The sequence below is a fragment of the Pseudonocardia nematodicida genome (assembly GCF_040105385.1).
GTDB classification, from domain to species: domain Bacteria; phylum Actinomycetota; class Actinomycetes; order Mycobacteriales; family Pseudonocardiaceae; genus Pseudonocardia; species Pseudonocardia nematodicida.
Map to the genome: position 1 here is coordinate 16,566 of NZ_JBEDNQ010000001.1, position 14,080 is coordinate 30,645.

Annotated in this window: 11 protein-coding genes; 6 read left to right on the forward strand and 5 right to left on the reverse strand. The window is 73.4% G+C overall.

The window, feature by feature from the left end; translation table 11 throughout:
- The first annotated feature begins 152 nt into the window (after positions 1–152).
- From treS to WIS52_RS00085, 3 genes are read left to right on the forward strand one after another with little or no spacing between them, the layout of a single operon-like run.
- Positions 153–2,489: a maltose alpha-D-glucosyltransferase gene (treS, locus tag WIS52_RS00075; RefSeq protein ID WP_349295949.1), complete on the forward strand. Its 2,337-nt coding sequence runs from the start codon at positions 153–155 to the stop codon at positions 2,487–2,489.
- Between the two features lie 52 nt (positions 2,490–2,541).
- Positions 2,542–2,781, forward strand: a complete 240-nt coding sequence (locus tag WIS52_RS00080; RefSeq protein ID WP_349295950.1) for a hypothetical protein — start codon at positions 2,542–2,544, stop codon at positions 2,779–2,781.
- A complete protein-coding gene (locus tag WIS52_RS00085) occupies positions 2,778–3,221 on the forward strand; it encodes a TA system VapC family ribonuclease toxin (RefSeq protein WP_349295951.1) in 444 nt (147 codons plus the stop codon). The genes WIS52_RS00080 and WIS52_RS00085 overlap by 4 nt, the downstream gene beginning before the upstream one ends.
- Positions 3,222–3,268: 47 nt before the next feature.
- Here WIS52_RS00085 and WIS52_RS00090 read toward each other — a convergent pair whose 3' ends face one another.
- Positions 3,269–3,736, reverse strand: a complete 468-nt coding sequence (locus WIS52_RS00090) for an MFS transporter (protein ID WP_349295952.1) — start codon at positions 3,734–3,736, stop codon at positions 3,269–3,271.
- A gap of 292 nt (positions 3,737–4,028) precedes the next feature.
- Positions 4,029–6,020, reverse strand: coding sequence for an alpha-1,4-glucan--maltose-1-phosphate maltosyltransferase (locus WIS52_RS00095; RefSeq protein ID WP_349295953.1), 1,992 nt, complete (start codon positions 6,018–6,020; stop codon positions 4,029–4,031).
- Positions 6,021–6,296: 276 nt separating this feature from the next.
- Between WIS52_RS00095 and glgP the strand changes: the two genes are divergently transcribed.
- Complete coding sequence (gene glgP / locus WIS52_RS00100; RefSeq protein WP_349295954.1) at positions 6,297–8,840, forward strand: alpha-glucan family phosphorylase; 2,544 nt, start codon at positions 6,297–6,299, stop codon at positions 8,838–8,840.
- A gap of 99 nt (positions 8,841–8,939) precedes the next feature.
- Here the strand turns inward: glgP and WIS52_RS00105 are convergent, their stop codons facing one another.
- The 3 genes from WIS52_RS00105 to glgX form a co-directional block, all read right to left on the reverse strand.
- Positions 8,940–9,182 carry an FmdB family zinc ribbon protein gene (locus WIS52_RS00105; protein WP_349295955.1) on the reverse strand — a complete coding sequence of 81 codons (243 nt, stop codon included), beginning with the start codon at positions 9,180–9,182 and terminating at the stop codon, positions 8,940–8,942.
- Positions 9,183–9,366: 184 nt separating this feature from the next.
- Complete coding sequence (locus tag WIS52_RS00110; RefSeq protein WP_349295956.1) at positions 9,367–10,056, reverse strand: hypothetical protein; 690 nt, start codon at positions 10,054–10,056, stop codon at positions 9,367–9,369.
- Between the two features lie 127 nt (positions 10,057–10,183).
- On the reverse strand, positions 10,184–12,193 hold the full coding sequence (gene glgX / locus WIS52_RS00115) for a glycogen debranching protein GlgX (RefSeq protein WP_349295957.1): 2,010 nt from the start codon (positions 12,191–12,193) through the stop codon (positions 10,184–10,186).
- 103 nt (positions 12,194–12,296) lie between these two features.
- Between glgX and WIS52_RS00120 the strand changes: the two genes are divergently transcribed.
- Both WIS52_RS00120 and WIS52_RS00125 read left to right on the forward strand, forming a co-directional pair.
- Positions 12,297–13,064 (forward strand): ABC transporter ATP-binding protein, encoded by a 768-nt coding sequence (locus WIS52_RS00120; protein WP_349296765.1) that lies wholly within the window; start codon positions 12,297–12,299, stop codon positions 13,062–13,064.
- A gap of 234 nt (positions 13,065–13,298) precedes the next feature.
- Entirely contained in the window at positions 13,299–14,078 is a 780-nt protein-coding gene (locus tag WIS52_RS00125) for an enoyl-CoA hydratase/isomerase family protein (RefSeq protein ID WP_349295958.1), read from the forward strand.
- Positions 14,079–14,080 lie beyond the last annotated feature (2 nt).

Genomic DNA, 14,080 nt, shown 5'->3' on the forward strand with positions numbered 1-14,080 from the left:
GCAGCTCTTCCTGCCCGGGCGTTCCGGCGCCCGGAAACCCATACTGATCCCCGGTGCCCCGTGCACCCGCGACGGCGCCGCACGCCCGTGCGCGCCCGTGAGCGGAGCGGCGGGCCCACCGAGCCCCGACAGCGATCCGGAGGACCGGCGGCGTGACCGAGCGAGAGCCGATGGCCGAGACCCCCGCGACGGACCTCCCCGACGCGGCGCCCCCCGTCCCGGGAACCACCGGCAGCACGATCCCGGACGCACCGGGGGAGCCCGAGGCGGACGAGGGGTCCCCGCAACCCGACCGGCCTGAGATCAACTACGCCGAGTACTACCACCCGGCGCGGCCGCGGACGCTGCGCCACCGGGCGCGCGTGCGGTCGGCCGTGCGACGCCGGTCGGTCGCCCAGGACGGCCCGGCGTCCGGTGAGAACCCGGTGCACGTCTCCTGGCTGCTGGCCCAGTCGATGCTCGGCCACGCCGACGAGCTGGCTCGCCAGTTCTCCGGCCAGGGCTCGATGTGGCAGAACCCGTTCGCCAGCCCCGGCCCGCGGCACGCGGTCGAGACGGCGTCGGTGTGGTTCACCGCGTACCCGATCTCGCTGATCACCCGCGAGGGCCAGTCGTTCCTGAGCGCGCTCGGCGACGAGGAGCTGTGGCAGGCGTTCGAGACGATCGGCATCGAGGGCGTCCACACCGGACCGGTGAAGCGGGCCGGTGGGCTGGACGGCTGGCAGCCGACCCCGAGCGTCGACGGGCACTTCGACCGGATCTCCAACGAGATCGACCCGGTGTTCGGCACCGAGGACGAGTTCCGCGCGATGTGCGCAACCGCGACCTGGCACGGCGGGACGGTGATCGACGACGTCGTGCCCGGCCACACCGGCAAGGGCGCCGACTTCCGGCTCGCCGAGCTGGCCTACGGCGACTACCCCGGCATCTACCACATGGTCGAGGTCGAGCCGTCCGACTGGGGGATGCTGCCCGAGGTGGCGCCGGGCCGGGACTCGGTGAACCTCGACGCGGCCACCGAGGAGACCCTGGAGAAGGCCGGCTACATCGTCGGCCGGCTGCAGCGGGTGATCTTCTACCGGGAGGGTGTGAAGGAGACCAACTGGTCGGCCACCCGCGAGGTCACCGGGGTCGACGGCGTCGTCCGGCGGTGGGTCTACCTGCACTACTTCAAGGACGGCCAGCCCTCGGTCAACTGGCTGGACCCGACCTTCGCCGGGATGCGGATGGTGATCGGCGACGCGCTGCACTCGCTGGCCGACCTCGGCTCGGGTGCGCTGCGGCTGGACGCCAACGGCTTCCTCGGCGTCGAGAAGGCCGGCGGCGGGATGCCGGGCTGGTCCGAGGGGCACCCGCTGTCCGAGGCGGCGAACCACCTGATCGCGTCCATGGTGCGCAAGGTCGGCGGGTTCACCTTCCAGGAGCTGAACCTGACCGTCGACGACATCAAGGTCACCTCCGAGGCCGGCGCGGACCTGTCCTACGACTTCATCAACCGCCCCGCCTACCACCACGCGCTGGCCACCGCGGACACCGAGTTCCTGCGGCTGACCCTGCGCACCGCTCTGGACCTGGGCGTCGACCCGGCGTCGCTGGTGCACGCCCTGCAGAACCACGACGAGCTCACCTACGAGCTGGTGCACTGGACCGCCGGGCACGCGGGAGAGCTGTTCTCCTTCCGTGGCGAGGAGATCACCGGCGGGGACCTGGCCGACACGATCCGCCGGGACCTGTGCGACAAGCTGACCGGCCCGGACGCCCCGTACAATCTGATCTTCACGACGAATGGGATCGCCTGCACCACGGCGACCGTGATCGCCGCCGCGCTGGGGATCTCCGCGCTCGACGACATCGGCGACGACGACGTCGAGCGGATCCGCCGGGTGCACCTGCTGCTGGTCATGTTCAACGCCTTCCAGCCGGGGGTGTTCGCGCTGTCCGGCTGGGACCTCTGCGGGATGCTGACGCTGCCGCACGAGCAGGTCAGCGACCTGCTGGCCTCCGGCGACACCCGCTGGGTCTCGCGCCCGGCGCACGACCTGATGGGGGACCGCCCGGACGCCGACCGCTCGTCGTCGGGGATGCCGCGCGGGCGCAGCCTCTACGGCCCGCTGCCGGCGCAGCTGGAGGACGAGACCAGCTTCGTCCGCCAGATGCAGGCGATCCTGGCGGTGCGCAAGCACTGCGGGGTGGCGACGGCGAAGCAGGTCGACGTCCCGGACGTCTCGCACCGCGGGCTGCTGGTGATGGTGCACGAGCTCGACGACGGCCGGACCCAGGCCACCGTGCTCAACTTCGCCGACGAGGACGTCGACGCGGCGGTGCGGTCCGAGCGCTTCACCGCCGGGTCCTCGGTGGTGGACCTGTTCTCCGGGGAGGCCCTGGGCACGGTCGACGACCTGCAGGGGTTCCGGATCGAGATGTCGCCGTTCCGGGCGACGGCGGTGGTGCTGGAGGCCCCGGCCCCGGCGGAGGACACCGACGCGTAGCACGCCGGTCGGGCGATCGACGCATCTGATGCGATTTGCGTACGCTCATGATGTGCGTACCACGGTGGACATCGACGCCTCGGTGCTCGCGCAGCTCAGGAAGCTGCAGCAGCGTCGGGGTACGACGCTCGGTGCGCTGGTCTCCGAGCTCCTCGCCACGGCGCTGGCGGACGAGGAACGGGCCGACGGTGCGGGTGTCCGCCCCCTGACGTGGTCGTCCGCGTCGCTGGGTTCGCGTGTCGACCTCGACGACCGGGACTCCGTCCTCGACCTGCTCGACGCCGACCGGTGAGTGTCACCGTCGATGCGAACGTCCTGGTCTATGCCTCGGACGCGGACGCGCCGAAGCACGAGGCGAACCGGGCGCTGCTCGAACGCCTGGCGGCGGGCCCGGACCTCGTGCACGTGTTCTGGCCCGTGGCCATGGCCTACCTGCGCATCGTGACCCATCCGAGGATCTTCGAGCGGCCCCTCGATCCGGCTGTCGCGCGGGCGAACCTGGACGCGTTGGTCTCGCGGCCCCACGTGCGGACCCCGGGGGAGGGGGACGGGTTCTGGGGCGCCTTCCGGGACACGACCGCCGGCGACGTCATCCGCGGGAACCTCGTGCCGGACGCGCACATCGCCGCGCTCATGCGGGAGCACGGCGTGGCGACGATCTGGACGTCGGACCGCGACTTCCGTCGGTTCCCCGGGATCACCGTCCGGGACCCGTCGGCAGCCGGTTCCTGACCGACGATCGGTGCCGCGCTCGGTGCGCGATCACATCGGCCTGCGGCTCACCCGGGTGCGCCCACCGGGCCGGTGGCCCGGCGCAGCGCCGGATGCACGGCGACCAGGAGTGCGCCGGCCGCGGCGGCCGCGCCGGCCACGAGCGCGGGTGCGGCGGGGGCGACGGCGTAGAGCGCCGTCCCGGCGAGTGGTCCGACGACGAACGTCCCGCCGTTGACGAAGGTGACCAGACCGGCCACCCCGCCCTGCTGCGCGGCCGGGACGACCTGCGTCGCGGCGGTGGTCCAGCCCGGGATCGCGAGCCCGAGCCCGAACGCCAGGGTCACCATCGCGAGCCCCATCGACACGGCACCCGGTGCGACGGCCAGCAGGCCGAACCCGGCCGTCCCGATCGGGAGCCCGATGCGCAGCAGCCGCACCGGGGTCCAGGCCAGACGCGGCACGAGCACGCCTTGCGCGACCACCAGCGCCACCCCGGACGCGAACGGCGTTCGCCGGCCCCGGTCTCCGCTCACTCGATGCCATCCACCTGGCCACCGCGGCTCTCCTGGCGGAGCGCGGCCCGGTCACGATGGTCAGCTACGACCACAGACTCCTCGCCGCCGCAGAGGCCGTGTCGCTGTCCGCGGTCGCCCCCGGACCAGCCGGCCCCGGCTGATCACTGATCGGGCGCGGAGCCGGTCGTCGACGGCCGTTTCCGCGCCCGGTCCGTGATCAGTGCTCGGGCCGGCACCCGCCGTCGCGGTCCGGCGCAGCGCCGCGTGGGTGACGGCGGCGAGCCCGGGGCCGCGACGGTGCGGGCCGGCGTCAGACGAGGGGCACCTGCGCCGGCAGGGTCAGGATGTGCGCGACCTGATCGCCCGGGGTGAGCCGGACGAAGTTGTACTCGCCCCAGGAGAAGGTCTGCCCGGAGATCTCGTCGTGCACATCGATCCGGTCCGCCCAGGCGAGCCCGAGGGCCGGCATGTCCAGCTTGATCGTGCCCTGCTGGGACGCCGTCGAGTCCAGTGTGCACACCACGAGCACCTGGTCGCCGGTCGCCGGGTCCAGCCGGGAGTAGGCGATGATGTCGTCGTTGTCCACCTCGTGGAAGTGCACCTCGCGCAGCTGCTGCAGCGACGGGTGCGCCCGGCGGATCTCGTTGAGCCGGGTCAGGTAGGGCTCCAGCGAGCGGCCCTGGTTCAGCGCCGACTCGAAGTCGCGCGGGCGCAGCTCGTACTTCTCCGAGTCGAGGTACTCCTCGCTGCCCGGCTTCACCGGGGTGCCCTCGAACAGCTCGAATCCGGAGTAGACACCCCAGGTGGGCGCCATCGTCGCGGCCAGGGTGGCCCGGATCGCGAACATCGACGGCCCGCCGGTCTGCAGGGACTCGTGCAGGATGTCCGGGGTGTTGGTGAACAGGTTCGGCCGGCACTCGTCGGCGTGCTCGGCGTGCATCGTCGCGAACTCGGCCAGCTCCTCCTTCTCCGTGCGCCAGGTGAAGTAGGTGTAGGACTGGGTGAAGCCCAGCCGGGCCAGCCCGAACATCCGCGCCGGGCGGGTGAAGGCCTCGGCGAGGAACAGCACGTCCGGGTCGCGGCGCTTGACCTCCCAGATCAGCCAGTGCCAGAAGTTCGGCGGCTTGGTGTGCGGGTTGTCCACCCGGAAGATCTTCACGCCGTGCTCGACCCACTTCAGCACCACGCGCAGGCACTCGGCGTAGAGCCCGGCCGGGTCGCGGTCGAAGTTCAGCGGGTAGATGTCCTGGTAGCGCTTCGGCGGGTTCTCCGCGTAGGCGATCGTCCCGTCCGGACGGACGGTGAACCACTCCGGGTGCTCGGCGACCCAGGGGTGGTCCGGCGCGCACTGCAGCGCCAGGTCCAGTGCGACCTCGAGGCCGAGCTCGCCGGCCTTGGCGACGAACGCGTCGAAGTCGTCCCAGTCGCCCAGCTCGGGGTCGATCGCGTCGTGCCCGCCCGCGGCCGAGCCGATCGCCCACGGCGAGCCGACGTCGCCCGGCTCGGCGTGCACGGAGTTGTTGCGGCCCTTGCGGTGCACCGTGCCGACCGGGTGGATCGGGGGCAGGTAGACGACGTCGAACCCCATTCGCGCGACGCGGTCCAGCTCCTTGGACGACGTGGCGAAGGTGCCGTGCACCGGCCGCCCGGTCTCGTCCCGGCCGCCGGTCGAGCGGGGGAAGAACTCGTACCAGGAGCCGAACAGCGCCCGCGTGCGGTCGACGTGGATCTCCCGCTCCGGGCCGCGGGTGATCAGCTCGCGGACCGGCCGCTCGGTCATGATCGCCACGACGCCGTCGAACAGCGCGGGGGCGACCCGGGCGCGCAGCGGCAGCGCGGTGTCCCGCAGCGTGTTCGCCGCGCCGAGCAGCAGGTCGCGGTGCTCCTTCTCGGACGGACGCCGGCCGACCCGGCGCAGCAGCCGCGCGCCGACCTCGAGGTCGTTGGCGAGCTCGTCGGCGGACTGCCCGGCGGCGATCTTCTTCTCGACGCCCGAGCGCCAGGTCGCCCACGGGTCGCTCCAGGCGTCGACCCGGAACGTCCAGCGGCCCTCGGAGTCCGGCGCCACGTAGGCGACGAACCGGTCGGTGCCGACGCCCTCGGGCTGCATCCGGACGTAGCGCGACTCGCCGGGCGTGCCGTCGTCGTCGACCGGGGTGAACACGACGTTCGCGGCGACGGCGTCGTGGCCCTCGCGCCACACCGTCGCGCGGATCGGGACCACCTCGCCGACCACGGCCTTCGCCGGGTCGCCGGTCTCCACGAACGGGGTCACGTCATCGATTCCGAGCCGACCGGTCATCGGCTGCACCCCCCGGGGCCATCGTCACCGCCGGTCGTCGCCGTCGGTGGTCGGTTGTCGTCTGTCGTCTCCGACGTCGTCCCACGGCAGTCTGGCGAAGAGACGTCACAGGCCGCCACACCCGCGCCGTCCTCGGCGAGGACGACGGGTGAACGGAACCGATCCGACGTGCACGGACCCGGCTCGTGCTGCAGCGCGCCAACCCTAGCCGTTCATGGGCGCGGAGGCGGGACGGGCGACGTACGCGTGTCGGTGTCCCCCGTTACCCTCGCGGCCGTGAGAGCCCTCCGCCGTTTCACCGTCCGTGCCCAGCTCCCCGGTCCGCTCGCGCCGCTGCAGACGCTGGCCACGAACCTGCGGTGGACGTGGCACGCCCCCACCCGGGACCTGTTCGCCTCGCTGGACCCCGACGCCTGGGACGCGTCCGGCCAGGACCCGGTCCGGCTGCTCGGGGAGATCGGGAGCGGCCGGCTGGCCGAGCTCGCCGCCGACGACGCGGTCGCCGCCACCGTCGCGGAGCGGGCCGCCGAGCTGCAGAGCTATCTCGACGAGCCGCGCTGGTACCAGCGCTCCCGCGACGACGACCCGTCGCTGCCCGCCGCCGTCGCCTACTTCTCGATGGAGTTCGGCGTCTCGGAGGTGCTGCCGAACTACTCGGGCGGGCTCGGTGTGCTGGCCGGTGACCACCTCAAGGCGGCCTCCGACCTCGGGGTTCCGCTGATCGGTGTCGGGCTGCTCTACCGGTCGGGCTACTTCCGGCAGTCGCTGTCGCTGGACGGCTGGCAGCTCGAGCACTACCCGGCCGTCGACCCGCAGGGCCTGCCGCTGCAGCTGCTGTCCGATTCGGACGGTGCGCCGGTGCTGGTCGAGGTGGCGGTCCCCGGTGACCGCACGCTGACCGCGCGGATCTGGCTGGCGCGCGTCGGGCGGGTGCCGCTGCTGCTGCTCGACACCGACATAGAAGAGAACTCCGCGGAGAACACGGGGGGCACGGACGACCTGCGCGGGGTCACCGACCGGCTCTACGGCGGCGACCAGAACCACCGCATCCAGCAGGAGGTCCTGATCGGGATCGGCGGGGTCCGCGCGGTGCGCGCATTCTGCGCGACGACCGGGCACCCCGCGCCCGAGGTGTTCCACACCAACGAGGGGCACGCCGGGTTCCTGGGCTGCGAGCGGATCCGGGAGCTGTGCACGGCGGCGCCGTCCGGGGCCGGTCTGGACTTCGACGAGGCGCTCGCCGCCGTCCGGGCCGGGACGGTGTTCACCACGCACACCCCGGTGCCCGCCGGCATCGACCGGTTCGGGCTGGACCTGGTGCGGCACTACCTGACCGGCCGCCTGCTGCCCGGGCTCCCGGTCGACCGGCTGCTGGCACTCGGCGCCGAGGACGATCCGGAGACCTTCAACATGGCGCACATGGGCCTGCGGCTGGCCCAGCGCGCGAACGGCGTCTCGCGGCTGCACGGCCGCGTCTCGCGGGAGATGTTCGGCGGGCTCTGGCAGGGCTTCGACCGCGACGAGGTGCCGATCGGGTCGGTCACCAACGGGGTGCACGGCCCCACCTGGGAGTCCCGCGAGGTCGGCGAGCTGATCGGCGACCCGGGTGCGGACGCCCAGCCGTCCGACGCCGAGCTGTGGGCGCTGCGGAACACGCTGCGGTCCCGGCTGGTCGACGAGGTCCGGCGCCGGGTGCGGGCGGCCTGGCTGGAGCGCGGCGCGTCGGAGCCCGAGCTGGGCTGGACCGACCACGTCTTCGACCGCGACGTCCTCACCGTCGGCTTCGCCCGCCGGGTGCCGACCTACAAGCGGCTCACCCTGATGCTGCGCGACCCGGAGCGGCTGCGTGGCCTGCTGCTCGACCCGCACCGCCCGGTCCAGCTGATCGTCGCGGGCAAGTCGCACCCCGCCGACGACGGCGGCAAGGCGCTCATCCAGCAGATCGTCCGGTTCGCCGACGACGCCGGCGTCCGGCACCGGATCGTGTTCCTGCCCGACTACGACATGTCGATGGCCCGTTACCTGTACTGGGGCTGCGACGTCTGGCTGAACAACCCGCTGCGCCCGCTGGAGGCGTGCGGGACCTCGGGCATGAAGTCGGCGCTCAACGGCGGGCTCAACCTGTCGATCCGCGACGGCTGGTGGGACGAGCTCTACGACGGCCGCAACGGCTGGGCCATCCCGACCGCGGACGGGCTCGAGGACCCGACCCGCCGCGACGACCTGGAGGCGAACGCCCTCTACGAGCTGATCGCCACCCAGGTCGGGCCGGCGTTCTACGACCGGGTCGACGGCGTCCCGCACCGGTGGGTGGAGATGGTGCGGCACACCCTGTCCACCCTGCGCCCCACGGTGCAGGCGACCCGGATGGTCGGCGAGTACGTGCACGACTGGTACGCCCCGGCGGCCCGCGCGGCCGCCGACGCCGTCGCGGACGACTTCGCCGCGGCCCGCGACATCGCCCAGTACCGGGCCCGGCTGAACAAGTCGTGGAACCACGTGTGGATCACCGGTGTGGACGTGACCGGGCTGCCCGACACCCCGGTCGTCGGGTCGCCGATGACCGTGCGGGCCGGTGTCGACCTGGCCGGGCTGAACCCGTCGGACGTCGTCGTCGAGGCCGTCGTGGGCCGGGTGGACGACACCGACGAGCTGGCCGACCCGGTCACCGTCGCGATGGAGCACCGCGGCGAGGACAGCTGGGAGGTCGCGGTGCCGCTGCCGCACGCCGGGCTGACCGGCTACACGGTCCGGGTGCTGCCGCACCACCCGCACCTGGCGTCCTCGGTGGAGCTGGGCCGGATCGTCCTGGCCGGCTGACCCCGGCCGCGCCGGCAAGGGTGGCTTCGCACCCCCTTGCCCCGCTTCGCACCTGCAGCGACGGGTGCGAAGCGACGGCGAGGGGTGCGAAGTGCGGGCTCAGCCGCCGCAGCAACCTCCGCCGCAGCAGCCGCCGCCCCCGGCGGGGGCCATCGCTGGGGCGGGCGCCGAGCCGCCGGCGCGGCCGCCCAGGGCCACGGTGGACAGCAGCTTGACCGTGTCCGCGTGCCCGGACGGGCAGGTCGCCGGGTCCGAGGCCGCCGCCATCGGCCGGTCCACCTCGAAGGTCGGGGTCGCCCCGACGGCGATGCACTCCCGGCAGCGGAACTCGTAGCGCGGCATGGGAGCAGGGTAGTCCCGAGCCCCGGCCGGGTCGACGCTCCGAGCGGCCCGCGGTTGCACCCGGCCCGAGCGCGCCGCCGACCCGGTGCCGGATGTGCCCGCGCCACCGCCGAGATACGCCTCAGCGGGCGCCAGAGATCGACAACTCCCGCTGAGACGTATCTCGGCGGTGAACCGACCCCGGTCAGCCGACGGTGGCGGTCGTGTGTGCCTCGTAGGCGTCGCCGCGGGGCGAGACCGTGGTCAGGGTCAGGTCGTGGGTGCCGGGCTCGAGGCCGTCGGCTTCGATCGTCCGGTCCTGGTGCCCGCCGCAGTACCCGGTCCACACGGCCCGGCCGTCGGCGGTCAGCTCGCACGGGCCCGAGACGTAGGGATCCGCCGGCGGCTCCCGGTGCGCGGTGACGGTCAGCGTCCCCGCCTCGCCCGGCTCCGCGGTGATCGACATGTTGATCTCGCAGAGGTTCTCGGTGCCGTACTCCGCGGTCGTCGTCGGCCCGTCGACCGGCCGGCCGTCCGGGCCCTCGGTGACCGCGTGCACCGAGAGCACCAGCGGCGCCCGGCAGTAGTCGGCCCGGATCGGGTCGGTCGAGGTGTCCCCGGTGGTGTCCGAGAGCAGCTCCGAGCCGAGCGCGTCGCGGGCCTCGACGACGTACCGGGTGCCGTCGCCGCTCCCGGCGGGCGGCGTCCAGGTCGCCTCGAACGAGATGCCCCGGGCACCGGCGCCGGACGCCGCGGTCAGCTCCAGGTCGCGAACCGGACCGGGTGGCGTGGCGTCCTCCGCGGCCCACCCGGTGGCGGCGCCTGCGACCAGGACGGCGGCGGTCGCGGCGACCACGGCCACCGCGCGGATCGGCCGGACGAGAGCTCCGGACATGGAGAATCCCCCCACTCCACGGTGATGCAGGTGCACTCCGTGTATCGACAGAGTCGATCATTGCGTCACACAGCAGAGTGTGTCGCACCCGATCGGCCCAGCCGTCTCCGGGGGTGTGACACGCCGGTCAACGGCTCCGCAGCAGCCGAACCGACCGGGGCGGGAGCACGATCGTCGCGCCCGCCTCGACCGGCCCGGGGTCCGCGGGTCCGCCGTCGGCGGTGGTCGAGTCGAGCACCGGGTCGAAGCCGTGGTCGGTCGGCAGCACGCAGTCGACCGGCGTGTCGCCGGCGTGCAGGGTCAGCAGCCAGTAGTCCGCGAGCAGCACGACGAGCGTGCGCCGGCCGCCGTCGTGCCAGTCGTGCGGCTCCATCGGGCGACCGGACGGGTCCCACCAGAGCACCTCGCCGTCCACGTAGAACTGGTCGCGGTGCAGCACCGGGGACTCCCGGCGCAGCGCGGCCACCCGGGCCGTGAAGGCCTCCATCGCGGCGGTCTCGGCGGTGGCCGTCCAGTCCACCCAGGACGTCTCGTCGTCGCGGCAGTAGGCGTTGTTGTTGCCGCCCTGGGTGCGCCACCGCTCGTCCCCACCGGTGATCATCGGGGTGCCGATGGACAGCAGCAGCGTGGCCATGATCGACCGGGCGGTGGACAGCCGGGCCGCGCGGATCCCGGCGTCGTCGGTCTCGCCCTCGGCGCCGTGGTTCTGCGAGCGGTTGTCGTCGGTGCCGTCCCGGTTGTTCTCGCCGTTGCCCTCGTTGTGCTTGCGCTCGTAGGATACCAGGTCGCGCAGGGTGAAGCCGTCGTGCGCGGTCACGAAGTTGACCGACGCCCACGGCCGGCGCCCGGACCCGGCGTAGATGTCGGAGCTCCCGGTGATCCGCGACGCCAGCTCGGCGACCCCGCCGTGCCCGCGCCAGAAGTCGCGCACCGCGTCCCGGTAGCGGCCGTTCCACTCCGACCACGCGACGCCGAACCCACCCACCCGGTAGCCCTCGCCGGTCGCGTCCCACGGCTCGGCGATCAGCTTGCAGGTCGACAGCGTCGGGTCCTGGGCGATCGCGGTGAGCAGCGCGGAGTCCGGCGAGAACGGGCCGGACCGGGGCCGGCCGAGCACCGAGGCGAGGTCGATCCGGAAGCCGTCGACGCCGTAGGTGTGCACCCAGTGCCGCAGCGCGTCGCAGACCAGCCGGATCACCGTCGGGGATCCGGCGTCGAGGGTGTTGCCGGTGCCGGTGATGTCGGCGTCGTGCCCGGACCCGCCCAGCGAGTAGTACGCCGGCGCGTCCAGCCCGCGGTAGGACAGCGTCGTCCCGCCGACGCCGCCCTCGCAGGTGTGGTTGGGGACGATGTCGAGGACGACCTCGATCCCGGCCGCGTGCAGCGTGTCGACCAGGTAGCGGAACTCGGTGGTCTCGTTGCCGGGCACCGCCGCGTACCCGGGGTGCGGGGCGAGGAACCCGAGCGTCGCGTAGCCCCAGTAGTTGCGCGCGCCGCGCTCCAGCAGCGACGGCTCGGGGGCGCTCGCCTGGATCGGCAGCAGCTCGACGGCGGTGACGCCGGTCCGCTGCAGGTGCGCGACGACGGCGGGGTGCGCGAGCCCCAGGTAGGTGCCGCGGTGCGGCTCGGGCACCTCGGGGTGGCCGTGCGTCCAGCCCTTGACGTGGATCTCCGAGATCACCGTCTCCGACCACGGCACGTCCGGGCGCGGCGGGCGCGCCGTCGTCGGGTCGGGGGTGACGACCGACAGCGGGACGCTGCCGAGCGAGTCCACGGTGCTGCGGCCGCCGGCCATCGGGTCGCCGTGCCAGCCCCGGGCGGCGACGACGTCGGTCACCTCGCCGGTGATCTGCCGGGCGTACGGGTCGACGAGGATCTTGTCCGGGTTGGCGCGCAGGCCGTCGAACGGGCGGTAGGGGCCGTGCACCCGGAAGCCGTAGCGCTGGCCGGCCCGTACCCCGGGCACGTGCCCGTGCCAGACGCCGAAGGTCTGTTCCCGCAGCTCGACCCGGCGCTCGGTGAGCGCCCCGGGTTCGCCGTCGACCAGGCAGACCTCGACCACCTCGGCGCTGGTCGAGGCGACCGCGAAGCGGGTCCCGTGGTCGTCGGGGTGGGCACCGAGCGGGAAGACAGGCACGGTCGGCCAGGATAGAGATGTGAGCACCCCCGGGACCGCGCCCACGTCCGGCGTCACAGATATCGACAAAACCGACATCGAGTCCGAGGACCTGGTGATCGGGATGGACGGCGCCACCGTCCGTCGCGGCACCAACACCCTGCTCGACGCCGTCGACTGGCGCGTCGAGCTCGACGAGCGCTGGGTCGTGCTCGGCCCGAACGGCGCCGGCAAGACGACGCTGCTGCGCCTGGCCGGCGCCGAGCTGCACCCGACCGCCGGACGGGTGCAGATCCTCGGCGAGCGGATGGGCAGGGTCAACGTCTTCGAGCTGCGCACCCGGATCGGCCTGACCTCGGCGAACCTCGGCATCCGGATCCCGGGCGACGAGATCGTGTCCGACGTCGTCGTCTCCGCCGGGTACGCGGTGCTCGGCCGCTGGCGGGAGGACTACGAGTCGTTCGACACCGCCCGCGCCCGGGAACTGCTCGAGCAGCTCGGGATGGGCGCGCTCGCCGGGCGCGCCTACGGGACGCTGTCCGAGGGCGAGCGCAAGCGCACCCTGATCGCCCGCGCGCTGATGACCGACCCGGAGCTGCTGCTGTTCGACGAGCCCGCCGCCGGACTCGACCTCGGTGGCCGTGAGGACCTGGTGTCGCGGCTCTCGGACCTGGCCGCCGACCCGGACGCCCCGGCCTCGGTGCTGGTCACCCACCACGTCGAGGAGATCCCGCCCGGGTACACGCACGGGCTGCTGCTGCGCGGTGGGAAGGTGGTCACCGCCGGTCTGCTCGACGACGTCATGACCGACGACGCGCTGTCCGAGACCTTCGGCCTCCCGCTGGCCGTCGAGCGCCGCGGCGACCGCTTCGCGGCCTACCGCCGCACCTGAGGCACCCGCCGTCGCGGATCGACGCGGTGGTGCCCGGGCGGCCGGCGCACCCCGCGGCCGTTCTCGCACCCTGAAGAGTGTCGGCGCACCGGCTGCGGTCGGTGCGGGAACCGCGCCGGGGCGCGACACGAGGTGCAGTGCGAGCGCGAACCCGGGAACGGCCGACCTCCGGTGGGGGCGGCCGGTGATCCGATCCGTCGCCCGCCGCGGCCGGAACGCATTAGGGTCCGGCCCGTGACCGAATTCGTGAGCCTGTCCGTGGACGCCGGTGTCGGGACGATCCGGATCGACCGCCCCCCGATGAACGCTCTGAACCGCCAGATCCAGGGCGAGCTGCTGGAGGCCGCCCGCGAGGCGTCGGCCCGGGCCGACGTGCGCGCGGTCGTCGTGTACGGCGGGGAGAAGAACTTCGCCGCGGGTGCGGACGTCAAGGAGATGGCGTCGATGTCCTACTCGGACATGGCGCCGGTGTCGCGCGACCTGTCCGCCGGGCTGGGTGCGATCTCGACGATCCTGAAGCCGACGGTCGCGGCGGTCACCGGCTACGCGCTCGGCGGCGGTCTCGAGGTCGCGCTCGGCGCGGACCGGCGGATCGCCGGCGACAACGCCAAGCTCGGCTTCCCGGAGATCCTGCTCGGGATCTTCCCGGGCGGCGGCGGCACCCAGCGCGCCGCGCGGCTGATCGGCCCGTCGCGCACCAAGGACCTGGTCTACACCGGACGGATGGTCGACGCGCAGGAGGCGCTGGCGATCGGTCTGGTGGACGAGGTCGTGCCGGCCGACGAGGTCTACGACCGGGCCGTCGCGTACGCGTCGCGGTTCACCAGCGGTCCCGCGCTCGCCTACGCCGCGGCGAAGAAGGCGATCGACGGCGGTCTGGACACCGACCTGCGGACCGGTCTGGACATCGAGTCGGACCTGTTCGCCGGGGTCTTCGCCTCCGACGACGCGAAGGCCGGGATGGCGTCGTTCGTGGAGAACGGCCCGGGCAAGGCGACCTTCACCGGTCGCTGAGA

What these genes read in the sequence shown, in the direction of transcription:
- WIS52_RS00095 (WP_349295953.1), bottom strand. Translation starts at nt 6,020, where the DNA reads ATGACCGGTCGGCTCGGAATCGATGACGTGACCCCGTTCGTGGAGACC.
- WIS52_RS00105 (WP_349295955.1), bottom strand. Translation starts at nt 9,182, where the DNA reads ATGCCGCGCTACGAGTTCCGCTGCCGGGAGTGCATCGCCGTCGGGGCG.
- WIS52_RS00110 (WP_349295956.1), bottom strand. Translation starts at nt 10,056, where the DNA reads ATGTCCGGAGCTCTCGTCCGGCCGATCCGCGCGGTGGCCGTGGTCGCC.
- WIS52_RS00120 (WP_349296765.1), top strand. Translation starts at nt 12,297, where the DNA reads ATGGACGGCGCCACCGTCCGTCGCGGCACCAACACCCTGCTCGACGCC.